The organism is Pedobacter sp. MC2016-15, from assembly GCF_026239695.1.
Lineage (GTDB): Bacteria > Bacteroidota > Bacteroidia > Sphingobacteriales > Sphingobacteriaceae > Pedobacter.
Genome location: NZ_JAPIVS010000001.1, coordinates 344,873 through 368,173 on the forward strand (window position 1 = coordinate 344,873; position 23,301 = coordinate 368,173).

Consider the following 23,301-nt stretch of genomic DNA (forward strand, 5'->3'; position numbering starts at 1 on the left):
GCTATACAAGCAATGATCAACCTTCGCTTGCAATGATCTTTACATCTTTGATGTAGTCACTGTAAGAGACCTCATACCCTTTAAAAGCTTTCAGGAAATTCCAACAGTGCAGAACTTCATCACTCCTGATGGGTCCGATATCAATAGTAGCCTGTTCTTCTTTTTGCAGACCAACATAACCTGAGTAAAGGACAGCATTTTGAGTTTCGCTGTAAATCAACAGATAAACCAGATCAGTCTCACTGTCTTTAGTCATTGGTCTATCGCCCATGATCCAAGTCAGCGATGCATTACCCAAAGTTGAAATCCTAATCTGCGGCACCATCAATGGATTCCTCACACCCTCGCTTAGAAGAAGATCTTTAAAGCTTGTCACAAATTGAGAGCCATCAGTGACTGTGCAATTCATAATATTAGTCATCAGGCAATTCATTGGAGTTTGGGGTTTCTTTTTTGTAATTAGATGGTATCCGATTTTAGCGGCTTCATTCATTTTGCCTGCTAATGCATTAGCATATGCGAATTTTGACCGTGTCTTTTCCTGAAGTGCTGTTGCTGGCTTAACAGGTTTAGTGCTTTTTTTTCTTGGAGGTTCAATGCCAAAGAATTCATAGACATCGCTCATTCTTTTCGCCCAGTTTTTGCGGCGTGCGTTTGGAAAGGGGTTGTGTCTTCCGGGTCCTAGTTTTTTTCTCATAATATTTAAGTTTTAAGGGTGAATTTTTCTTTTAGTTTTCTTATAGCCAACCTAGCGATGACTGCTAGTAATACTAATCCGATTATTAACCATAACCAGGACGGCGTACTCTTTTTGTTATCAGTTTTACTCCCAGATTCAAGCTTCTGCTTCAGTTTAATCTTTGATTTGAAAGCAGCTGCCTCCGATTCAAAGTTTTTTGCAATGTTGGTATTCGAAGAACCAGACTTACTTGATCCATGAATCCTGACCTTCTCTGCTTCTCCTGAAAAGCCTTTCTCGCTTGAGAAGGTAAAGGGACCTTTGGGCCATAGTTCAACGAAGTAATCACTTCTATTGCTATCTAAACGCAGCCCAATCACAGCCGAACTGCGCAAATAATCAATGTTCCCTGAGACCTGCTGCTCTAATTGATTAGTCATTTGCTCTTCATAACGTTCAGAGTTTGACCCGGTATTCTTGAACAAACCGCAACCAACAATCAGAATAGCAAGCGGGCTGATATATTTCAAAGATTTCATGGAACACTCCTTTCTTTGTTGATCCAGTCAGCTACCTGATGAATTGTTCTTCGATGCCTGATCCGGCGATATACACCATCCCCATTTCTACCTCCGCCAGGATTTGTATTCGCCTCGATAGAACTACACCAATCTCCCCGAAGGTTTTCTATGATCCCAACATGAGCAATCCTTTTTAATTCAGGAAAGTAGATCCCCAAAACATTGCCAGCTAAATATTGACCTGTGATTCTTGATTTAGGGAATAAATCAGGACACCATGCTGTGCGCGGTTTCGCAAATCCTTCCTTAGCATAGATAAAACTCACAAAGGCGGCGCAGTATGGAAATCCCTTTTTTAATCCAGCGGTTTTCAGATATGCCTCTACACGTTCACCATCATTGGCATTTGTCTTCTCCCGCACTCCTATTTCGGCCTGCGCAAGTTTCACTAATCTGTCTCTGCAATACTGATTGGTAATTTCCCCCGAAGGTTGTGAGTGTTCCTTTAGCAAATAGCGATGAAACACATTGCACCAGATAATAAGAGTATACCAAATGATGCCAAGTAAAATACGAACTGTTGCCATAGCGATAAAACGTAAAATTGTGAAACCATAGACGATAAAAGTGGAAGCCCAATAGTCATTAGAAATTGATTCAATAACCACCATGAGAGGGCGACAATGAGTAAGAATCCTATGAGACTTATCAATATTAATAACCAGATCGTTTGGTCCATCACACCAATAGTTGGATCAATGCGATGCAAGAAGGCTGAACTCACTATCCAAATGCCCACTAATAGATTGAGCAATAAAAAAGGCTGCCAGTTATAAACATTAAAATATGATGACCGCACAGCGATCGGGATTGATCTTAAGACTTTCATAATAAATGTTTTAAAATGTTATACAATCAGATAATTGATTTAAATACCTGGCAGGCTTATGGGGCCTGCCAGGTTTGGTTCATTTAAGCGATAGGCTTAAATGTACCCAGATGATCACTTGTCGAAACATAAGTTTTATCTTCGGACAAGAAGAACATCCAGCCATACATGGTATCACCAATATATGGTCTTGGTAATTGGATGGTGTACTTTAACATTGCCCTTGTCGCTGCGCCACGGGCAATCACAAATTTCTCCTTTACAGGACTGTAAAAAACAAATGTTGCGAGATCTGTTGGCTTTGAAATTGGATTTAAAGGTGGATTTTCCATTGTCCAGCTTATTTCCAATTCCCCCTGAGCCAAGGGCACTAATGAGGTCTGGTATCCACCATCAATCTCATTTTTAACTTTAAGACCAGTAATTGGCAATTTGGAATAATCCAATGCATAGTTTGGATAAACACCGATTATTGCATTTTTCAAGCCATTGCGTACAGCAAGGTTAATCGCTGTTGGTCCGGTGTTGTCCGATTCATGACCTATGGAAATAAATTCAGAGACATTTCCATAGAACATGGTCACCAGACCAAATTTTGAACGCTGATTGAGTTGTTTCAGCGTTGGCTCTTTTGTTGAAGCTTTTGGGGTGCTTTTACCCACGGTAAGACCTCGCCATTGAGATATTACCACCTGGCCGATCTTTCCATTGAAATCTCCGACCTGTCCTCTTTTGATAATTGACATTTTGATAAATGTTAAGTGAAAAAATTAATTATTTCAAGCCTGTACTACCGGTAGTTTTCTGACTTGTTGAAACGAATGTAGGAAGGGGTTTTATAAGTCACAAGTGATCAGCCTGTTATGTCGTATCTTGTCGCTTCTTGTCGCACATTTGTCTCATTTTACGACATTACAGTGCAACCAGAGTACAGTTTTTGTACTGATTTGTACATAAAACTGTCCCTGGTTTTTAGTAATGAATTTAGAAATTCTTCAGAAAGAGTTACTGGTCACAACCTTTACAGCCATGTTTTTGAGATTTATTTTCTCTGATCCATTGTTCTAGTTCCCGGCGAACATAAACGGGATGGCCCCCAACGTAGTAAGCAGGATAAATCTGGTTTTTGTTCCAGCGTTGAAAGCTCCTTACGCTAAACCTAAATAATAGCGCAGCCTCCTTGAGTGTGATGTAATCTGAAGTCTTTAGAGTAATTTGGTCTACAGGCTTTGTACGGTCAGCAATTTCTTTTAATGTTGTCGAAGCCCCCGTTAATAAATCAATCAACTTATCCAATTTTGAAAATAAATGTTTGAACATAATTAGAAATTTGTTTAATAAATGAAACAATTATGATTACATTCTATCGCCCTATTGAATTTATAAATTCTGTAAATAATAACAAAATTTATTTTGAAGGAAATTGTTTTATTTCAAAAATCTCAGAAGTTACCAAGATATATACTGTTTGATATAGCTTTTTTGTCAGCAGAAACAAAAGCTGAATATACATAAATGGTGTATGGATCTTTATATTTGGGGAGTTTGATGATCTCTGTTCCCTCATTCCTCCTTACGTTATCAATGGAGTAAACAGCAAAGTTTTTTTCCGGGCAGTACGCAACTACCATGATCCTGTCGGTGGGTTTTGTGCCAATTATTTTTTCTGATGTATCCCAGGTGAATACTAAGCCATCCTTTGTTCTTTCAACATTTACAAATTCGTACACTGGCATTTCTCCTTTACTTAAGATGACATTAGTGTAATCTATTTCCTGATTTGGATAAACTCCTTTGATAGCGTTTAGTTTATTGAGGGATGTAGCTTTATTGTATGGGTTTAATGTGGTGTTTTTAGTTTCCAATTCAAATCCTGCGTTGATGAAAGGTTTTAACGGTTTGAGTAGATTTGCGACCAGGGTTGTTCCAGCTCTAACAGCAAGCTGGGCCTTGCTGGGATTATTTTTTTGTTTACCAATCCGCCGTTTAATTAGCTGACCATTTAATTCGTAAATCACGGTGTCACCTAGCCTTCCACGAAAGCTATCAGCGACCTTTTTTGCTGTTGCCATAGTTATAAGTTTTATTGAAATATTGTATTATTACTCAGACAGCCTGGAAATGGAGTTGTTACAGATGCAAGTTGTGTTTTTGGAGTATGTAGAAAATGGCGACAGAAGGTATTGAGAAGACGTTTTTAAGATAATTTTTAGACCAGGGGGCTACCCAACGCCTAACCAATGCCTTCTGAAGGACTTTACAAGATATAGCAAAGACATTCCCTCAGAAAATTAAAATATACCCGGTAAGCCGGAAAAATCAACTGCATAGTTTAGCAGTTGGAGATTTATTAGTCGACGTACGCTTAAATTATTTTTACTGCTTATCAATGGTGTACTATTTCCTATTTCCAATGCATCGGCATTTATTGGTCAAGTAAGTGAGCAGTGTGCGGTGTCAGAGAATTAGAGCTCATATGATGCCTTAATAAATTATATTACCTATTGCAATAGGTAGCAGGGTTTGCAATGAGTTATGCTGGAACTTTATAAGATTAGAGCCAGACCGGAGTTTCACCGGTCGGTTAATCCTTAATCGGTTAATACAGAATAAATTTAGCTAGACTTTTTCAAAACATATCCCAGATCATCAAATTGAGGCACTTGGTGAACAGAAGTAGTTGCCGCTTTCAAAATGTAGTCTCTTAAATTATTAGATAGCGGCGGCTTTGGATGGGGTGCCGGAGCTACGATACCAGCAAAATATGCAGACAGTGCACATAGCTGTGAAGTCCCCAAACATTCAGGCTCTTGTGGATCCATCAGATCCCAACTTGCAGCAACATTGGCGGGAATCCCACCATTATATGAATACCAAGCTCTAGGCATAATGATCAATGCTTTTATAGATCAAAAAGCATATGAAAAACTTTAATAAACGCCTACTCTTTTCAGGGTTTTCGGCTAGTCCCATAATTATCAGGCAATTATAGCAGAAATGCGTAAACAGCAGCTGCTTAATACCAATACAATCTATTAAAAACATAATAAAGGCATCCAGACATAGGTCACATAAGCCATATTCAGTAGATCATAAATCCTATAGGAGATTACTCAAAATATCATACTCTTAATAAGACAGCTTCATGTTTCCTCGTCAGTTGCTAAAAGCGCCGGCGAAAATACATTCATGATTGCATATATAGACCCAATTATTTTTAATCCTCACATGAATCTAATCAAGAAAAACCTGCTGACATTAATGACAAGCCTTTTTGTTTCATTCCATGCGCAAGCTCAATCAACTCCCCCTAAGCCATATGGTGCAATTCCAACTGCCAGACAGCTCAAATGGCATGAAACCGAAATGTATTGTTTAATTCATTTTGGCCCAATCACATTTACAGGAGAGCAACGAGGCTTTGGTGATGCAGATCCCAATGTATTTAATCCCTCTAAACTTGATGCCGGACAAATAGTTAAAGCAGCTAAAGCTGGTGGCTTCAGAGGCATCATCCTTGTTGCCAAACATCATGACGGATTTCATATGTGGCCAACCAAGGTATCAAAATATAACATCAGTGCCAGTTCATGGAGAAATGGCAAGGGCGATGTGGTAAAAGAATTCCAAATGGCCTGTAAAAAGGAAGGTCTGAAGTTTGGGTTGTACAACTCTCCCTGGGATAGAAATAATCTGAATTATGGCTCAGCTGCTTATGTTGACGACTATAGAAATGAATTGAAAGAGTTGTACTCAAACTATGGCCCGCTTTTCATGAGCTGGCATGATGGAGCAAATGGGGGTGACGGTTTTTACGGGGGCAAAAAAGAACAGAGAAAAGTGGATCCGGGAAGTTATTATGACTGGCTTAATACCTGGAAAATAACGAGAAAACTACAGCCGGATGCAGCGATATTCAGCGATGCAGGTTTGGATGTCCGCTGGGTAGGAAATGAGGAAGGCTTTGCACCTGAAACAAGCTGGTCAACTATAACACTTAAAAGTACAGATACAAGGCCCGCTATGCCCGGCTTCATTGATACTAAGAATCTGGGAAGTGGCACAAGAAACGGCAAGAAATGGATTCCCTTTGAAGCAGATGTTCCCCTACGCCCAAACTGGTTTTATGATGCGGATGATGATGATAATGTAAAATCAGTTGAAAAACTATTCGAAATCTATTGTACTTCGGTTGGTCGTGGTGGTGGATTGGATTTGGGGTTATCGCCAAACAAAGAAGGCTTGCTGCATCAAAACGATGTAGAGGTTCTATCCAAATTTGGAATTTTGCTTAAAGAAGTTTTTGCTAATAATCTTGCTAAAAAAGCAAAAATTTCCGTGTCAGATACTAGAGGTGCTGGTAAACAATTTGACATATCTAAGTTAACGGACACAGACCGATACAGTTATTGGGCGACCAAAAACAATATTCATAAAGCATCTGTTCAACTTTCGTATTCTAAACCTATACAGTTTTCCATCATACAGTTACGTGAAAATATTAAGCTTGGGCAGCGTATTGACAATGTGAAAGTGCAGATATTTAATAATAATCAGTGGGAAGAAATAGCAGAAGCCACAAGTATTGGGGCGAACAAAATTATACGTTTAAAATCCGCTCAAACTGCCGATAAAATCAGAATCCTGATCTCTGCACCGGTCAGTATCACACTAAGTGATGTTGGTATCTATCAGGAACCAATCAAAATATAAGACACAAATTATAATCTCTTCATTGGTCATCGACACTATAACCAAATATATAAACTAGTAATGAAATTTAAAGTTGCCATTTGTTTATTCCAAAGCATTATACCTGCCCTATGTTTTGGTCAATCATTCAAACTAAATTCTCCTTCAGGGAATATCCAGATAGAAATTAAAAATACCAGCTCCCTTAACTATAGGGTTCAGATGAGCAATCAAGTTATCATCAAGGATTCTCCTCTGGGCTTTAAATTTGAAAATGAGAAGGACATGGGTTCAGACCTGAAATTGATTGCTCAAGAAATCAAAGAGATTAATGAAGTATGGCGCCCGGTAATAAAGTCTAAGCATGAAAGTATCAAAGATCATTACAAATTTCTGAAACTTAGTTTTATTGAAAAATCTGGACTGCAAAGAAAATTGAATCTTGAATTACGAGCCTATAATGATGGGGTGGCATTTAGATACCAATTGTACCCGGAATCCATGATCGGTTGTAGAGGTATTGTCAGGGAGCTTACGGGATTTAATTTCACTGGAGATCCCAAAGCCTGGGTTGCAGATTATAAAAAATACAATTCTCCACAGGAAGAGCAATTCTTACCAAAGCGCCTGAGTTCTATTGACACTTTAACAAAAGCTGGTCTCCCCTTTTTAATTGAGGTAGATAAGTCCCATTTCGCCGCAATCACTGAAGCAAAAATTGACAATTATCCTGGCTTTTACATAGGAAAAGAAAGTGGTAAAAGTGATCTGATCACAAAGCTATCACCTCTGCCAAGTGAATCTGAACAAGGGGTCAAAGCAAGATTTTCAGACATACTATACACCCCCTGGCGTGTGGTCATGCTTGGAAAAACACCAGGAAGTCTGATAGAGTCTGAAATTATCCAGAACTTGAATGATCCTTGTGCACTCAATGACGTATCATGGATAAAGGCTGGTATGAGTGCATGGGATCATTGGTGGAGTGGCGAAGTTAAACAAGATATGCCCACGATCAGAAAGTATATTGATCTGGCCTCAGAGCAAGGCTGGCCATATATGATTATCGATTGGCAATGGTATGGACCTTACAATAAACCTGAGGCAGATATCACCAAGGCAGCACCCGAGCTTAACATACAAGAGCTATTACACTATGCCAAAGAGAAAAATGTGAGGCTGTGGTTGTGGCTTTATTCTTCAGATGTCAATCGTTCCAATAATTTTGAAAAAGCATTTGCACTTTATGAAAAATGGGGCATTGCTGGTATCAAGATTGATTTCATGGATCGTGATGACCAGGAAATGGTAAACTGGTACAAAAAAATAATAAAAGCAGCAGCAGAACATCATTTGATGGTCGATTTTCATGGCGCATACAAACCTGATGGTATTATACGAACTTACCCAAACATGATTACCCGCGAAGGTGTTATGGGTGAAGAATGGTCAAAATTCTCGAACAAACTTCTGCCAGAACACAATGTAACTTTACCTTTTACGCGCATGCTGGCAGGACAAATGGATTACACACCTGGTGGTTTTTTAAACATCACAAAAGCACAATTTAAGGAAGGTTCACTTCCGACAAAAGTAATGAATACCCGTTGTGCAGAATTGTCAAAGTTCGTCATTTATGAAAGTCCCTTAACAGTAAATTGCGAACATCCAGACAACATCATTAATCAGCCTGGCGCTGACTTCCTTAAAATCGTTCCTACAGTATGGGATGATATTAAAGTATTATCCGGATATCCTGGGGAACATATTATATTGACAAAGCGATCAGGTAGAAATTTTTTCATCGGCGCAATGACCAATAGCCTGTCAAGGGAAATAAAAATAAAGCTTAACTTTCTTCCGGAAGGAACTTATGAATTAACTTCCTGGGCAGATGCAAATGATGCTGAAATAGATCCATCCAAACTCATTAAAAGTAAACGGAAAGTTAATCAAAAAAGTTTAATTAAGATCAAAATGGCTGGAAGTGGTGGATATGTAGCCCATCTAAAAGTCCTCTCAACAGGCAGGACAAAATAATATTGAAAAATAGTTCATCTTGCTTTTTAGTGTCTTTTGTCTCCTGACATTTTTGAGGTTTTCTCTAATTTTAGCTAAAAAGGGGGAAGCTGAAAACCCTGCTCAGAGTAGGCGCATACCTAAATTTTAAAGTTTTTTATTAAAAAACAACATATTATGGGTGATAAACATAAACACAAACAATGGTATGTCTACATTTATGGAAATCCATTAAGCCCAGATAGTTATCAACTGATTACCGTAACACCAAGATGTGTTACGGGTAGAAATGTCTGTGCAATATATGCAGACGGATATGAAGATCAGCCTTTTGATTTTTCACATAAATTGATTACTCATATAGCAAATGCGATAGCAACAGGAGTTCCTCAGCCAGCCGATGCAGAACAAAAGGTAGTTGTACTTAGAAATTAAGATTAACTTATTTGAGCGATCTGGCTAAGGATCATAGCTGGATCGCTAACAATAAGTTATAAATTATTCTACAACCAGCCAGGTATAGCCATTGGCAGGAATAGCTACTTCAACGTAGGTATCCCCGTTCTTATCAAGACGGTAAGATTTTGATTTGCCTTCCTTTTCTCTAATCGATGCTTTATCATGCAAACCGGTGTAGTATAAAGGAAGTTTGATCTTCTTTGTGATTACTTCGTTCAACGGATTATATAACATCACCAGTGCCTTCTCCTTTCCCCTTGGGTCAACATGTAAAATTCCATCCCAGTCCCTCCCGTCTGGCCTGCGCAAATGTATGATCTGTGAATTTAAAATCATCCGGTATGTTTTATACCAGGTTACTACACGGGATACCATCCTTTTGGTATCGTCGGTGTCATAGATTCGTGTTCCCAGATAACAGGCCTGGATACCTGCACCAAAATATTGCATCATCAGCTGTTCATAAGCATCAAGATGTTCGGATAATGGCTCCAAAGTGGCCGCCGCGCCTCCCCCATGATATTCTGTTAAAGGCACGAAACCCCATCCCATAGACGGCATCTTTTCCCAGGTCGCATCATAGATATTCTGACGGTTCAATATGATTTGTTGTGCTCTTGGCAAAGAAAAATTCACCTCACGGTAGCCGAGGGCACATTTACTCCCCCCATCCAAAAAATACCAATCTGGCGTATTCAGGAATATTGCATTTTCTGCACACCAACGGTAAAAGTCTTTTTGAAGTTCAATTTGTTTCCATTGAGAATCATCCAGACCTTTATGTCCGGGGTGTTTGGTTGAAGCACATACGTCACCAGGATACGCACCATCCTGATCGAATTCATCAAAACCAGTTCTTTTATAAAAATCTTTTAATTTTCTAAAATATTCAAGGCCCCATTTGCTTCCAAGACATGGTGAATGAGCATAATATGCATGGACATTGGGCTTTCCTGTTTTGGGATCAATAACGTCAGTTTCATCATCGATGCGCCTGCTCGCTAATAAAGAATATCCCCCTATTTGAATGCCTTTGCTATGAGCATAATCAGCCATTTTCTTACAAAAGCTAATATTTTTCTCCGAAAGGTATTCCATATTAAAGGCTGTGCCAAAACTAAATATCACCATTTCAAACCCGGCAGCAGCGCATTGATCTACTGCTTTTTTAAAGACTGTTTCATCAAAACTCTTGAGGAAAAGGTAGATGGGATTCTGGGTGGCCCAAGGGGCAACTGTTCTGTAAAAAATTCTTTGTGCCAGGCCATTCCTTTCCCGGTCATAACTGTCAAGTAGTAATTCATTCGTCCTGATCGACTTAAAGACCGCTCCGGGTATCAGTTCTATACCCGGGCCGACCGGCGGATGCACCTCAAGCAGACACGGGGTATTCAGGAGATAATTCACCTGCGAAGTATAACTTGTATCAGCCTTCCAATTTGTTGTTTGATCTGACAAACGCGCATTCATCGAATTATTGAATGCATAATTACTTTCGATATATAAACCATGGGGAATCTTAAGCTGAGTGGCAGTACCAGCAACAGAAGATTCCTCTTCATGTACGGCCAGAATCTCATTCACGACCTTATCAACTTTGATGATAGAAATACTTCTATTTTCAATACTGATCCATTTACAAACCAGTGGGATACCATCGTATAATTCGTAATTTACCTTAATGACAATGCCTTTAAGAGCAGCAGTCCCGGATTCAAAATTAAAGGTCACCATCTTGCCAGTGGGCTGCTGTTGGTTCGCAGCCCATCTGGCAGGTGATGGCTTCCAGTTTAGGTAAGGCATAACAGTTGTGATATCGTAGGATTTATATTGAAAATCACCTGCATATGACCTCAGCTGATTTATCCATTCAATCTTTAAATAGCCTTTCTCAGGCTGGCCATAAAGACCGCCTATATTGTAATCTTTCCCATTAATAGTTATCCTTGCTTCTGCTTTAACAGCCCTGAGCAACTGTTGACCATTACTCAGATTGGTAAAATCAGTACAGGAAAGGTTGGGCCTTAAACGGAAAGTTCTTCTTAATAAGCCATTATCCAGTATAATATCTTTATGATCCTCACTGACAAAAATTTCTGCACGGTCGGTAATTTTAGTGATCAGCCAATCTGCCTGTATTTTGTTTTTTTTACTGTCTTTCCATACCGGCAGATATGATTTCAACTCCTGACCTCTGCTTAGCATGGCTTGAAATAACAGCAACGCTGTTAAATATTTTCTCATTATTTTACATTTGGTTTGACGAATATATAAAGAGAAAAAAGGAATAAAAAACCGTAAATTCCTGACTGAAACCTAACACAAACGGTAAAATGTTTTAGCTGTAGTACATTGACAGAAAGTATGTTGATAAGTTTTTTTTACTATATCCTAAACCTTGTGGCCCAGAACGGAAATGGCCAGCCTTGTCTCAAAAAATCTAAAAAATAGGTTTCATCAGCTATAGGGTTACATCCGTTTTGCTTTCTAATAATGCTAAAAACACTTTGGTCATAACGGTTAGCCTGATAGTCGGGATGCTGCGTATTGACGATGATCTCATCTGTAAAAAGAAAAGGATTATCACACGCAGTTTCATACCATTCATTAACAAGCATCACCGAGTGAGCACATTTTCTTAAAAGTACTACTGTTGCCATCAGTTGATTCGAATTGATACTTTCAGCAGGTGTATCAAAATAATCAAAGATCTCCTTCTTTGTAAACCTGAACTCTTCAAGTGGTAATTCAAAATCTACAGTTCCAGTAGTGGACAGCCTTAACATTTCCAGATATTCCTCAAATCTTTTTCTTCCTGAATCATTCACCATACATCCGGCATCACAGTAGACCAATATATCATCCTCATCAATACTATCCAGAGTTTGTTTGATAATATATGGTTTCCACAACCAGTAGCCGCCACCTTTGGGCATCTTTATTGTCTCTTCTACCTGTTCAATAAATTCATGTCCTATATCATCCGGTGTAAAAATTCGAATGTTGTCGAAAAATTGTGAAGACAGGGCGGTCTGCGCTAAAAATTCCCGCTGTTTCCGGTATGCGTCATCACCGTAGGTAATTATGTGTTTTTTCATAGTTATTATAGATTAGTGGTTCTTACCTGAAGATAATCTCTTTTAGCTTTTTGTATAGATTGTAACGATCCATATAGATCATCTTGTTGATAGTTGAAAACGGTGAAGGTTCGGCAACAATGCTTTTCAGCTCATCGATAATGCATGGACTATCCAGATCAATAGTTTTATAATATCTTTGATCATAAATGTCATTGATATTCGGCGCTCCATGATAAATTGGTATGGTATTACATAATACACAGTCGACAAATTTTTCTGTGACATAATTCTTCTCTTCAGAATTCTCTATGGCAATAGAATACTCATAAGGCAATAAACCGGTAAATTTATAATCTATGAAGCCTTTATAACGCGGATCATCTAAATTTAAACGCCAGCCATAAATATCTATATCCAGATCTGATGCCAGAATTTTCTGCAGTAAAGCGGTACGCTTCTGATAAATGCCCCGGGGTTTATTCAGATAGGATACAATTATAGACAGTTTCCTGATCTTTTTTGTGGATGCAGCATAATGGAAAAATGTTTTGTCTACCTTGTCGTGAAAAAACATAAAAGAAGGCGTTTCTATTACAGTTCCGCCAAGATCTATTTGATAGGTATGCTCAAACAGCTCGGCATCATGAATAAGCAAAAAATCACTAGTCCTCAGGAACGGGTTATCTACATTTGCGTCACTCCATGAGGGTTCCTGTATAATGGTAATGATTTTTGCACAAGAGCTTATCAGCTCGTCCGTTCTGTTAAATACAACTGCATAGTCATAATTTTCGCTGATTTTAAAGCAGAGCTGGTCGTCCCATACCGCATAGTTAGCTAAAAATCTTTTTGTAAGCTCTTCTGAGGAAGCATAATTAGAAAATAATCTAACATTCATACGCGTCAATATTGGTCAGACCTAATTTATGAATTGTCACCCTTAGCTGGAATCATCTTGCGGGTTTTGCGACATATGACCCGTGTCAGGGATGCAAAGCTTTCTAACTTGCAATAAAAAACTATGAAAGCACCATACGTCTCCTGCATAATGCCAACAGCGAACAGAGAAAAATACATCCCTTTTGCAACCAGATATTTTCTTGAACAAAACTATCCCTTAGCAGAGCTGATCATCATAGATGACGGAAAATCTTCTGTTGCCAGTCTGGTACCTGAGGATGAGCGCATCCGGTACTATTACACTGCGCCCTTGGGAACGATCGGGCTAAAAAGGAATTATGCTATTGAACTCGCTAAGGGTGATATCATTATGCATTGGGATGATGATGACTGGCGTGCGCTGGACTGGATCAGCCGCTCTGTGGATTTTCTGATCGCTAACGATGCTGATGTTACGGGTATTAAACATGTACATTATTTTTCTCCTATCAGAAACATATTCTGGCAGGGCGATGCACATAACCGCAATATGCAAAATACAAGAGTATGGCTAAATGGTGCCACCCTGGCCTACTGGAAATCATATTGGGAAAAACATCCATTTAAGGATTTGCAGAAGGGAGAGGATGAAGAATTTATACAACATGAAGGGGCAAAAGTATTTGCTCATGATTATATCAATGGATTTGTAGCAATTCTCCATCAGCACAATACTACAATCAAACCATTTGAATACAAAAAACACAAAAAGAATACTTAGCTTAGATGATTACCGGTTTCTATTATAATTTCTTTGAGTTTTGTATACAAGTTATAAGTCTTTGTATAAATATCTTTATTCACCAAAGCTCCCGGTGACGGTTTTGAGATGATAGCTTTGATATCATCAATGATACTGGGACTATCGAGATCAATTGTCCTGAAATAGTTTTGATCATAAACATCGCTGATATTAGGTGCACCATTGTAAATGGGCACAGTGTTGCACAACACGCAGTCAAAAAACTTTTCGGATATATAGTTTTTCTCATGGGAATTTTCAATTGCTATGGAATACTCATAGGGTAAAAGTCCAACATGTTGCTCACCTTTATACCTGTCATCATTGATATACCAGTTTCTGCCATAGATATCAATATCCAAATCCGACTTTAAAATTTGGTCGAGAACATTAATCCGCTTTAGGTAGTTACCCCATTTAAAGTGATGGGAAGAGACAATCATAGATATTTTTTTCTGTTTTTTGATATGCTCGACCCCATCATAAAATTTATGATCTACCCGATCATGATAGAACATAAATGCCGGGGATTCAATTACATTTTTACCCAACGTTACCTTCCACACTTTTTCAAACAAGGTGCGGTCATGTACAATGAGATAATCGCTGTTAGTTAGGGAATATCCCTGTAGAAAAGCCTCACTAAAGGTTGGCTCCTGTATAACGGTAATCAATTTAGCATCAGATTTGGTATGTCCATCCGCCCGGTTAAAGGCAACAGCATAATCATAATCAACATCGGTTGTGAACTGTAGATCATCATCATAGACATCATAGTTGGCCAAGAATCTGTCCAGCAGTTGTTCTGATGCAGCGTAGTCTGAGAAGAATTTGACTTTCATAAGTTGCGATTTGGTAGGGCATAAATTTAAGAATTGACATCTTTTTTCCCCAGCGACAACCCTATTACGGGGCAGATGACCCTATTTCAGACTCTGATTGATCTTTAAATTGATCCCTATAATTTGGTCAGACAACATTTAATTTAACATGATGAAAACCAGACTTGCACACCCTTTAATCTCCTGTATCTGTATCACCAGCAACCGGCCGCAGATGTTATTGAAGAATATTGTGAGCTTCGATACTCAAAATTATCCAAACAGGGAACTGGTCATCTCCTATCCAAAGCAAGAATTTGAAACCAGAAACTTGATCAATCATATCAAGGCCATTTCTGAACTCAATATCCTGACCGTTGAACGTGAGACTGACGAGTCCGTAGGTCAGGCGAGAAACAAAGCAATTGAGATTTGCAATGGTGAGTATGTATGCTGTTGGGACGATGATGACCTTTATCATTACAACAGGATTACCCATCAGTTTAATAGCATGCAGGGAAATTATTATCAGGCAGGTATTCTCTCAAAAGTACTGATCTATGATACGGTTGAAGACAAGGCCTATCAATCCTATGCGCATAATTGGGGGGGCACCTTAATTTGTAAAAAGGAGCTTATTGTAAGGCATCCCTATGGTGACAGCAATAGTTCCGAAGATGTAACTACACTGAACTCGCTCGACTCCAGGGGCTATCTGTTAAGTATCTCAGATGCACCCTTCCTGTATGTGCTGATCCGACATCATCAGAATGCTACCCAACGCATATATTTTCAAAAATTTTTAAATATAAGTAATAAGCTTGATGCTAACTCAACCAGACAAATCCGTCAGCAATATGAAACGCAGATTAACCTTGTATAAATAACAGATAATGAACCGACCAAAAGCATACTGCATTATGCCGACGGCAGACAGGCACAGGTATATCCCTTTTTCCATCAATGACTTTTTGCAGCAGGATTATCCTGATGCAGAACTGATCATCATTGATGATGGTACGCAATCAATAGCTTCATTACTACCAGCGGATAAGCGTATCAAACACTATTTTTTTGATCAAAAACAAAGTGTAGGTATTAAACGCAATGAAGCCTGTCAAAGGGCAACCGGTGAAATCATTCTTCATTGGGATGATGACGACTGGCATGCGAAGGACTGGATAAGTAGGCAGGTACAGTTTCTAAACACTTCAGGAGCAGATATAACTGGCATTGAACATGTAAACTTTTACTCAGCGATTACTGATACCTTATGGAAAGGAACGGCGCTAAACAGAAACAATCCCAACTACCCTGGCTGGCTGAATGGTGCTACTTTAGCATACCGAAAATCATTCTGGGAAAAATATAATTTCAAAGACCTGCAAGCAGGGGAAGACAGTGATTTTCTTAAAAACTCCGGAGCCAAGTTATTTGCACACGATTATATCGATGGATTTATTGCAATTCTCCATCCCCGGAATACAACCAGAAAGTACTTTGAGAATCCAGCACATAAAATAAATTCCCTATAAATGCATAAAATAAAACTGATTGAGGCCGGTAATGAATTGGGGTTGGGTGGTACTGAATATGCCATTCAGCTATATAGCAAGTATCTCAACAAAGAATACTTTGATGTTACAGTGGTTGCTCTTCGTGAGGGTGGGCCCAGAAGGGAACTGATTGGGAAACTGGGTTTACGAGTGGTTGTTCTTGACGGGGACCTTAACAAACTAGCAACTATGCTGCAGGAAACAGATGTGTTCCATTGGCACGGATATGGGACGCTGGATCAGGACCTGTTTGAGGTGATACGAGACAACAAACCAAAACTGGTGTTGCAGACCAATGTTTTCGGAGCCTATAAACATACCAAACTATATAATGTCATAGACTACGACTTATACATCTCCAAAATGATCCTGGTCAGGAGAATGTTTTATGACCAGCATCTGCCTGATAATTTTGCTTATAAAAGAAAGGTTCTTTCCTATCCAATCGATATACCGGAAATTGAACGCTTAAGACCATCAGATTGGGAATTACAAAGATTCAAAAGGCAACATGGATTACAAGGATTATTTATTGTTGGAAGGATAGGAAGGGCAGATAATGCGAAGTTTGACCTTATTACTCTGGATGCCTTTGCAGCATTTGCTGAAAATGTAAAAGAAGCGCAGTTCCTTTTGGTAGGTTGCACACCTGAAATTTTGTTCTACGTTAATCAATTAGGAATACAGGATAAAATGCTTATTTTGGAAAATACAGCAGATCTAGAAAAATTATTATATTATTATCACTCAATGGATATCTTTCTGGCCGCAAGTGAATTTGGAGAAAGTTTCGGGATGGTGATTGCTGAATCTATGGTTTCCGGTATCCCTGTCGTTACGATCAGTACGCCACATAAGGATAACGCACAGATTGAATTGGTTGACAATGGTACAACAGGTCTGGTAGTGGAACGGAGCATTACAAAGATTGCAGATGCACTGCTTTTCCTCTATCAGCATCAAGATTTGCGATCAGCATTTTCTGCTGCATCAAAACGAAAAGTTGAAGAAGCATATCGTGCGAGTCGTATTGTCAAAAGTTTGGAGAATTTAATTTTTGATCATTTGAGGATCCCCCTGCTCAATTCAGGAGGATCACTTTTAACAGACTATTCACAGGAAATGGTTGACGAGTATATTTCAAGATTACATAATTTGTGGCAACCAGAAATACAGCTATAATCTGCCGGGTTTAATATGGAATAGCCGGGTTCCACCCTTCCACACCAACTGAAGATCAAAGGCGATGTTAGACTGCACTTTAATTTCAGGCTGGTCGGTACTTCTCTTTCTCCTTGCCACCCAAAAATTGATGAGTCCCTTTTCCTTATAAGGATATTTATTCACTCCAAATTCATCCAGCAGGCGAACATCCCAAACAACAGTATTGGCAGGAACATTAGGTCTAATTCCAAAAACATACTCAAAAAGCACAGATATTGGCACAAGACCCGTCCAGCCGACCAGGTCTTTCTGGTATTTTCCCTCCACTCTGTCAGGTGCATAATTCTCCCATAAAGTGCCGGTTTTGTTGAAGACCTTAACCACATTATCCAAATGATTCAATGCAATCTCATATGCCAGAGAATCCTGCTTGTATTTTGTGAGGCCGCGCAATACCATATAGGATGTGGGAGCCCACACTCCCCCTTGCCAATAGTTACCGCCTGGTGTGAATACAGGATGATCTGCGGAAAGTGTTGGTACACGATGCAGGCGTGCAAATTCGCGGGGATTTTCCAGGTGACCGATAAAATTTTTCAATTTATTATTAGGTATCGCTTCAGCAAGCAGTGCCCAGTAAGAAGCTATGCTTTTTACGTTTGATAAAGACCCATCGCGAAACCGGTCATAGTAAAAAGATGTTTGCTGGTCCCACATTTTGGTATTAACGTATTCAGATAATTGCTGGATTTCAACTTCTATTTCTTTGATCTCATTTTCGCGGCCTAGTGTTTTTGCGATAGCAATCAGTACTTTGCCTGCAAAAAGCTCCTGCATTGATGTATCAATCCAGGACATAAAGGCATGACTGAATTCATTGTGAAACCCCTCAGGGACACGAGGCTGATTATCCATACCGCATCCCCAGCCCGTTGAAAAATATGAACCATCTGGCCAGGAACGGTTGGTTCTAAACCATTTATAATAAGCCAGCAAAGGAGCAAAAACTTTCTTTAGTCGAGTCTGATCATTGAAATTCTGGAAATATTCCCATTCAGCCCATGGCATGATATTGGGACCTGTACTGGATGCATCGAAACGTTCAAATAATTCATTGCCATCCAGGGTAGAAATCTCGCGGCATATAAATCCGTCTTTGTGTTGTTTATTGTAAAAGTTATCCAGGCTGCCCTGAAAATTAAAAGCATTGTGCCCATATCTCCCAAATAAGACCATGAAACTTGTATCCCACATAAAAATATGTTTATTAAAGGCAGGATCAATATAGGGCTCGATAAAGCCGTTCTCTTTTGTAACAGGATGTACATTGCGAAATGCCAGTGACCAGGCTTTCCAGTAGCATGACACTACATCACTTCGCTTGGGCCAAATAGGTTCTGGTAGTTTTTCCTTTATTTCACTGAAGGTAGGAGTTTTTGCAGGATTTGGTTTTTGGTTCAGGAAGGTGTTCCGGAAGACCAGAGAATCTGGAACATAGGTGTTCACGTAAATTTGGGCCTGAGCAATACCTGATAGGAAGCCAGCAATAATGATTGATAGAAAAAGGGTTTTCATGTATTTTGAAAGGATATTTGGTTGTAATTCCAAAATTACTCAAATACAAACCGTCAACCGTCCTTAACAGTCTAACACCAAGTGCAGGTCTTCTTAAGGAGCAATTAACTTCCAGCCCTGCCCCATCCTGCTATTCCACTTTTTCTCCAGATAAAAAAATTCATTTGATGTAAGTTCAAGTTTACTGAGCATAAAATTTACATCTGAAGTAGCGCTTCCCAGATGCTCTACAATAGAGCTTGTGACTAGAGCATGGCCCAAATGAAGGCTTGCCATCAAGTTGGCATAATCATTATCTGCGCACCAGAATGTAAAGTTCTCATCTAAACTTCCAGTTAGCCTAAGCACATCACGCTTTAGAAATAAACACCATCCTGCTATCTCGTATCTATTTCTATAACCTGGATAAATTCCTGTATTGAAATGAAAGCCAAGTCCCTCGTGATGAGATGGTGATAGAGGTGATGCACTGGAAAGATCATAATATGTATCAAATGCTATAAGAATTTCTGTTGCCCAATTTGTATGGAAAATCAGATCATTGTTGCAAAGGCATAAATATTTTGAAGAAGTGAGCTCAATTCCGATGTTCATGAATTTGTTATATCCAAAATCCATATCCGGATATAAGGTTACAGAATTTTCATATTGATGGCCATCCAGCGTTCGTTCTGATTCAATAACTATTACATTAAATTTGATCTTGTCTCTGTCTTCAGAATCCATTAATGAATGTATGCAGTTTTCTGTCATAAGTTTTAATGCTGCATTGTATGCATAACTTAATATGATAATGTCGACTTCTGTTATACCTTTCATAGTTCATTCTGTTAAAGAATTCATTAATACAATCCCAGGGTAACCTCCACTTCATTATTTTCACTTATTTCAAGATGGTCAAGTGCATGTATCATGTATATGCTTGTGAGCCGACCTGTCCCTTCCACTGCGACATAGGGTCCAACTTTATCTACAGCAAGTAGTGTTATACCTTCCAATTTTACATCCTGATTTTTTAACGCACGGTAAATTCCGGATACCCGCGCATCGAGATAAGGTAGTTTGTTGAGATTTCTTGCAGCGTCAGAGATGAGGTAGGATCCATCGGTATTTCTTTTCCAACCTGGTAGCTGTAAGGTGTAAACCAGATCCAGATCTGACTTTTTTAGTTCTAAAAGAGCGCGATACCAATTGATATATAATGAGATGGAATCAACCAAACCTTGCTTGAGCTCTAAAACATTGCTGATTCCTTCCTTTTCTAAATAATGGCTGCCGGAAAGTAACATTGTTAGGGTTTCCTGTCTGGTTGATTCAAATGCCGGATTAAAAAATTCGGAGTACACTTCCCCTACTGCCCATCTTCTCAGTACTTCATGGCGGTCTATTTTTTCTAATAATTTCATAGCGTATCCTTTGATGTTTGACTGGTTTAGTATTAACGTAAGTTAACGAGAAAAAACTCCCTTTGTCGCTATAGTAAATTTTAGGGACTTTTGGCCAGATTTATAATGAGACATCTGTCCTTAGTATGAAGAAATGCTTTGTCTACTTTTAATACAAAATCATTTAAAATTATGAAAAGATCTTGGTATGCATTTATGGGTGGAGATCCGTTTAATGTTGAAAACTATCATAGACTCACGGCAAAACCGGGTTATTTATGTGGGGCAAACTTATGCGCGATTTATGCTACGGGAGTGGAAATTCATCCATTGGATCCTCTATCTAATAATCTAAGAGACTACATTAAAAAAGGTTTAGAGACGGAGTTATTGCAACCTTTTGATCCATTTTTTACAAAAAAGTATGTATATCTAAAAGATGTATAAACGGTTTCCTGGGAGGTTAACTAATAATCTCCCAACCTGTGCCCAAACGATATTTCCATTTTTTTTCCCAGTATTTTAACTCTCCATAAGTTAAATCTTGCTGTTTGTAATCTGTTTGAGCATGCAGGGTGATGCTACCAAGGTGGTCAACTCTTGAAGATGTTACTAACCCGTGCCTCAGCTTTAAGATAAAAAGTGTATTTCCATAATCATTATCTGCACACCAAAAACGGTAATTTTCATCCAGTCTGCCCATTTGCTTCAATAGGTCGCGCTTGAAAAATAGACACCAGCCTGCAATATGTGCTCTAACTCTGTATCCGAAATGTATAGAACCGTCCAACTTAAAACCCTCCTGCGGGTGGAAAATACCACAAGCAGGTGATGCACTGTCCAATTTAAATTTCTCGCAAGCATTGACAATATTGGTAGCCCATCCCTCATAAAATATCAAGTCATTATTACAAATACAGACATAAGGCGACGAAGAGATGTCTATGCCTTTATTCATATACAGATTATATCCAAATTCAACATCAGGATAAATCGTTGTCGTATATTCATATTGATATGAACCCATTGCTCTCTCGGATTCAACTACGATAATATTAAATTTGACCTTAGTCGGATCTTCTGAGCAGAGTAGTGATTTAATACAATTGTCAGTAACCTCTTTGAGTTCAATACTTTGAGCATAACTCAAAATGATAATGTCTATTTCTATTTTTTTACTCATAATTGATAGGGTTTTTCTAAATATTTCCATTCATTTAAAATTGAATTTACAATAAAGTACGATCAGTGAAACTTCTTTTGTAATTCCGGATCATTTGTCCCAAATGTTGCAAATATTCCAAAAGACAAATTCTTGTTTGTAGCGTTAAATATTTATGTCGATCACTTATGAGACAAGTGTCCCTATGAAAAACCTAGCCTATCATTTAATTTTATAACATACAATTATAAAAACAAAATTCTATGGATCAACCACTCGTCTCCTGCATCATGCCGACTGCAAATCGGCAGAGATATCTTCCGATGGCCATTCAATACTTTTTAGAACAGGACTACGTTAGATCTGAGCTAATCATTTTGGATGACGGAAAAGAATCAGCATTTGATATTATTCCAGACAATCTAAGGATCAAATATTTTTATATTGAGCCAATGGGTACTATTGGTATCAAAAGAAACGCAGCCTGTGACAAAGCTAATGGTGAAATCATTTTGCACTGGGACGATGACGACTGGTATGCACCAGACTGGATAAGCAGACAAGTGGAAGCGCAATTAAAATCTGGAGCCGATATAACAGGCTTAAATAGAGTGATTTTTTTCTCTCCATCTTTGAATAAACGGTATATGTATGAAGATACCGATGAAGATAAACCCTGGTTGTGTGGAGCTACAATGGCATATAAAAAGTCCTTTTGGAAGGAACACAGCTTTGTAGACCTACAAGTGGGTGAAGATTACGATTTTGTATGGAATTCTGGCGGGAAGATTTTTGCTTTAGATTACCTTCATGGATTTGTTGCAATTCTTCATGCAAACAATACCAGTATTAAACCTATTGAAAATCCTAAGCATAAAAAAAATCCAGTGGGTTGGAAAGAATCAAAACCAGCATCCTGATTATGAGTGCTCATCACGTGTCTTGTATTATGCCGACAGCTAATAGAGAATTATTTGTACCAATGGCTGTAGATTACTTTCTTAATCAAAGTTATCGCAACGCGGAATTGATTATTGTTGATGATGGCAAATATTCTGTCAGATCAGTAATACCTGAACATTATAGAGTAAAATATCATTATACAGAACCTCTTGGAAGCATCGGCCTTAAAAGGAATTATGCATGTCAGCTGGCACAAGGTAAAATAATCATGCATTGGGATGATGATGACTGGTATGGCTATGAATGGATTGCAAAACAGGTCGCCGCATTAGAAAGCTCCGGCGCAGACATATGTGGTTTAAATCAAATTCCTTTTTATTCGCCTTTGATGAAAAAATATTGGAATTATGATGGCAGAAGCCAGGAAAGGCCCTGGCTATCAGGTGCAACTATGGCTTATCATAAATCTTTTTGGAAAGATCATCCATTTAAAGATGTGCAAATAGGTGAAGATTATGATTATATCTGGAATAATAACGCGACTATATTTGCACATGATTATACCGAGGGATTTTGTGCTATACTCCATTCGGGTAATACTACACTCAAACCTTTTGAAAATAAAAAACATAAGAGACGTGCGATACAATATATGGATATTGAATTTAAGGGAGATTCCGAAAACCCAGAAAAGAGTAGGATCTAATGCTAAAAT

The 23,301-nt window shown here is 38.6% G+C and carries 25 protein-coding genes; 10 read left to right on the forward strand and 15 right to left on the reverse strand.

Annotation, left to right across the window (positions count from 1 at the left end; all coding sequences use genetic code 11):
* Window positions 1-16: 16 nt before the first annotated feature.
* The 7 genes from OQY15_RS01560 to OQY15_RS01590 all read right to left on the reverse strand — a co-directional run bounded on the left by OQY15_RS01560 (window position 17) and on the right by OQY15_RS01590 (window position 4,977).
* Window positions 17-697, reverse strand: coding sequence for a DUF6266 family protein (locus tag OQY15_RS01560; protein ID WP_265786893.1), 681 nt, complete (start codon window positions 695-697; stop codon window positions 17-19).
* 5 nt (window positions 698-702) lie between these two features.
* Complete coding sequence (locus OQY15_RS01565) at window positions 703-1,218, reverse strand: hypothetical protein (protein ID WP_265786895.1); 516 nt, start codon at window positions 1,216-1,218, stop codon at window positions 703-705.
* Entirely contained in the window at window positions 1,215-1,871 is a 657-nt protein-coding gene (locus OQY15_RS01570; RefSeq protein ID WP_265786897.1) for a peptidoglycan-binding protein, read from the reverse strand. Before OQY15_RS01570 ends, OQY15_RS01565 begins: the two co-directional genes overlap by 4 nt.
* A 301-nt stretch (window positions 1,872-2,172) precedes the next feature.
* Entirely contained in the window at window positions 2,173-2,835 is a 663-nt protein-coding gene (locus OQY15_RS01575; RefSeq protein ID WP_265786899.1) for a DUF6266 family protein, read from the reverse strand.
* A gap of 259 nt (window positions 2,836-3,094) precedes the next feature.
* Entirely contained in the window at window positions 3,095-3,409 is a 315-nt protein-coding gene (locus OQY15_RS01580) for a helix-turn-helix domain-containing protein (protein WP_265786901.1), read from the reverse strand.
* 122 nt (window positions 3,410-3,531) lie between these two features.
* Complete coding sequence (locus tag OQY15_RS01585; RefSeq protein WP_265786903.1) at window positions 3,532-4,161, reverse strand: DUF6266 family protein; 630 nt, start codon at window positions 4,159-4,161, stop codon at window positions 3,532-3,534.
* Between the two features lie 543 nt (window positions 4,162-4,704).
* Window positions 4,705-4,977, reverse strand: a complete 273-nt coding sequence (locus tag OQY15_RS01590; RefSeq protein ID WP_265786905.1) for a hypothetical protein — start codon at window positions 4,975-4,977, stop codon at window positions 4,705-4,707.
* Between the two features lie 301 nt (window positions 4,978-5,278).
* Between OQY15_RS01590 and OQY15_RS01595 the strand changes: the two genes are divergently transcribed.
* The 3 genes from OQY15_RS01595 to OQY15_RS01605 all read left to right on the forward strand — a co-directional run bounded on the left by OQY15_RS01595 (window position 5,279) and on the right by OQY15_RS01605 (window position 9,235).
* Window positions 5,279-6,802, forward strand: coding sequence for an alpha-L-fucosidase (locus tag OQY15_RS01595; protein ID WP_265786907.1), 1,524 nt, complete (start codon window positions 5,279-5,281; stop codon window positions 6,800-6,802).
* A gap of 60 nt (window positions 6,803-6,862) precedes the next feature.
* The gene (locus tag OQY15_RS01600) at window positions 6,863-8,821 is read left to right on the forward strand and encodes a glycoside hydrolase family 97 protein (RefSeq protein ID WP_265786909.1); all 1,959 of its coding nucleotides are present in this window, start codon (window positions 6,863-6,865) and stop codon (window positions 8,819-8,821) included.
* A gap of 156 nt (window positions 8,822-8,977) precedes the next feature.
* The gene (locus OQY15_RS01605) at window positions 8,978-9,235 is read left to right on the forward strand and encodes a hypothetical protein (RefSeq protein ID WP_265786911.1); all 258 of its coding nucleotides are present in this window, start codon (window positions 8,978-8,980) and stop codon (window positions 9,233-9,235) included.
* Window positions 9,236-9,298: 63 nt separating this feature from the next.
* Here the strand turns inward: OQY15_RS01605 and OQY15_RS01610 are convergent, their stop codons facing one another.
* The 3 genes from OQY15_RS01610 to OQY15_RS01620 all read right to left on the reverse strand — a co-directional run bounded on the left by OQY15_RS01610 (window position 9,299) and on the right by OQY15_RS01620 (window position 13,237).
* Window positions 9,299-11,503: an alpha-galactosidase gene (locus tag OQY15_RS01610; RefSeq protein ID WP_265786913.1), complete on the reverse strand. Its 2,205-nt coding sequence runs from the start codon at window positions 11,501-11,503 to the stop codon at window positions 9,299-9,301.
* 140 nt (window positions 11,504-11,643) lie between these two features.
* On the reverse strand, window positions 11,644-12,357 hold the full coding sequence (locus OQY15_RS01615; RefSeq protein WP_265786915.1) for a hypothetical protein: 714 nt from the start codon (window positions 12,355-12,357) through the stop codon (window positions 11,644-11,646).
* A 22-nt stretch (window positions 12,358-12,379) separates the two neighbouring features.
* A complete protein-coding gene (locus OQY15_RS01620; protein ID WP_265786917.1) occupies window positions 12,380-13,237 on the reverse strand; it encodes a glycosyltransferase family 10 in 858 nt (285 codons plus the stop codon).
* Between the two features lie 123 nt (window positions 13,238-13,360).
* Between OQY15_RS01620 and OQY15_RS01625 the strand changes: the two genes are divergently transcribed.
* The gene (locus tag OQY15_RS01625; protein ID WP_265786919.1) at window positions 13,361-13,999 is read left to right on the forward strand and encodes a glycosyltransferase family 2 protein; all 639 of its coding nucleotides are present in this window, start codon (window positions 13,361-13,363) and stop codon (window positions 13,997-13,999) included.
* Here OQY15_RS01625 and OQY15_RS01630 read toward each other — a convergent pair.
* A complete protein-coding gene (locus OQY15_RS01630) occupies window positions 13,996-14,862 on the reverse strand; it encodes a glycosyltransferase family 10 (RefSeq protein ID WP_265786921.1) in 867 nt (288 codons plus the stop codon). The genes OQY15_RS01625 and OQY15_RS01630 overlap by 4 nt on opposite strands.
* A gap of 148 nt (window positions 14,863-15,010) precedes the next feature.
* Between OQY15_RS01630 and OQY15_RS01635 the strand changes: the two genes are divergently transcribed.
* From OQY15_RS01635 to OQY15_RS01645, 3 genes are read left to right on the forward strand one after another with little or no spacing between them, the layout of a single operon-like run.
* A complete protein-coding gene (locus OQY15_RS01635) occupies window positions 15,011-15,724 on the forward strand; it encodes a glycosyltransferase (RefSeq protein ID WP_265786923.1) in 714 nt (237 codons plus the stop codon).
* A 10-nt stretch (window positions 15,725-15,734) separates the two neighbouring features.
* Complete coding sequence (locus OQY15_RS01640) at window positions 15,735-16,376, forward strand: glycosyltransferase family A protein (RefSeq protein ID WP_265786925.1); 642 nt, start codon at window positions 15,735-15,737, stop codon at window positions 16,374-16,376.
* Window positions 16,377-17,579 (forward strand): glycosyltransferase family 4 protein, encoded by a 1,203-nt coding sequence (locus tag OQY15_RS01645; RefSeq protein WP_265786927.1) that lies wholly within the window; start codon window positions 16,377-16,379, stop codon window positions 17,577-17,579. It abuts the gene before it with no gap.
* On the opposite strand, the gene OQY15_RS01650 is transcribed toward OQY15_RS01645, so the two are convergent.
* From OQY15_RS01650 to OQY15_RS01660, 3 genes are all read right to left on the reverse strand, one after another.
* Window positions 17,574-19,136, reverse strand: a complete 1,563-nt coding sequence (locus OQY15_RS01650) for a trehalase family glycosidase (protein WP_265786929.1) — start codon at window positions 19,134-19,136, stop codon at window positions 17,574-17,576. The two genes, OQY15_RS01645 and OQY15_RS01650, sit on opposite strands and share 6 nt — an antisense overlap.
* 93 nt (window positions 19,137-19,229) lie before the next feature.
* Window positions 19,230-19,955 (reverse strand): hypothetical protein, encoded by a 726-nt coding sequence (locus tag OQY15_RS01655; protein ID WP_265786935.1) that lies wholly within the window; start codon window positions 19,953-19,955, stop codon window positions 19,230-19,232.
* A 23-nt stretch (window positions 19,956-19,978) separates the two neighbouring features.
* Entirely contained in the window at window positions 19,979-20,542 is a 564-nt protein-coding gene (locus OQY15_RS01660) for a hypothetical protein (RefSeq protein WP_265786942.1), read from the reverse strand.
* 171 nt (window positions 20,543-20,713) lie between these two features.
* On the opposite strand from OQY15_RS01660, the gene OQY15_RS01665 reads away from it, so the two are divergent.
* Window positions 20,714-20,968, forward strand: coding sequence for a hypothetical protein (locus tag OQY15_RS01665; protein WP_265786944.1), 255 nt, complete (start codon window positions 20,714-20,716; stop codon window positions 20,966-20,968).
* 16 nt (window positions 20,969-20,984) lie between these two features.
* Here OQY15_RS01665 and OQY15_RS01670 read toward each other — a convergent pair whose 3' ends face one another.
* Entirely contained in the window at window positions 20,985-21,734 is a 750-nt protein-coding gene (locus OQY15_RS01670) for a hypothetical protein (protein WP_265786946.1), read from the reverse strand.
* 212 nt (window positions 21,735-21,946) lie between these two features.
* On the opposite strand from OQY15_RS01670, the gene OQY15_RS01675 reads away from it, so the two are divergent.
* On the forward strand, window positions 21,947-22,603 hold the full coding sequence (locus OQY15_RS01675) for a glycosyltransferase family A protein (RefSeq protein WP_265786948.1): 657 nt from the start codon (window positions 21,947-21,949) through the stop codon (window positions 22,601-22,603).
* Window positions 22,576-23,292, forward strand: coding sequence for a glycosyltransferase family A protein (locus OQY15_RS01680; RefSeq protein ID WP_265786950.1), 717 nt, complete (start codon window positions 22,576-22,578; stop codon window positions 23,290-23,292). The genes OQY15_RS01675 and OQY15_RS01680 overlap by 28 nt, the downstream gene beginning before the upstream one ends.
* Window positions 23,293-23,301: the final 9 nt, after the last annotated feature.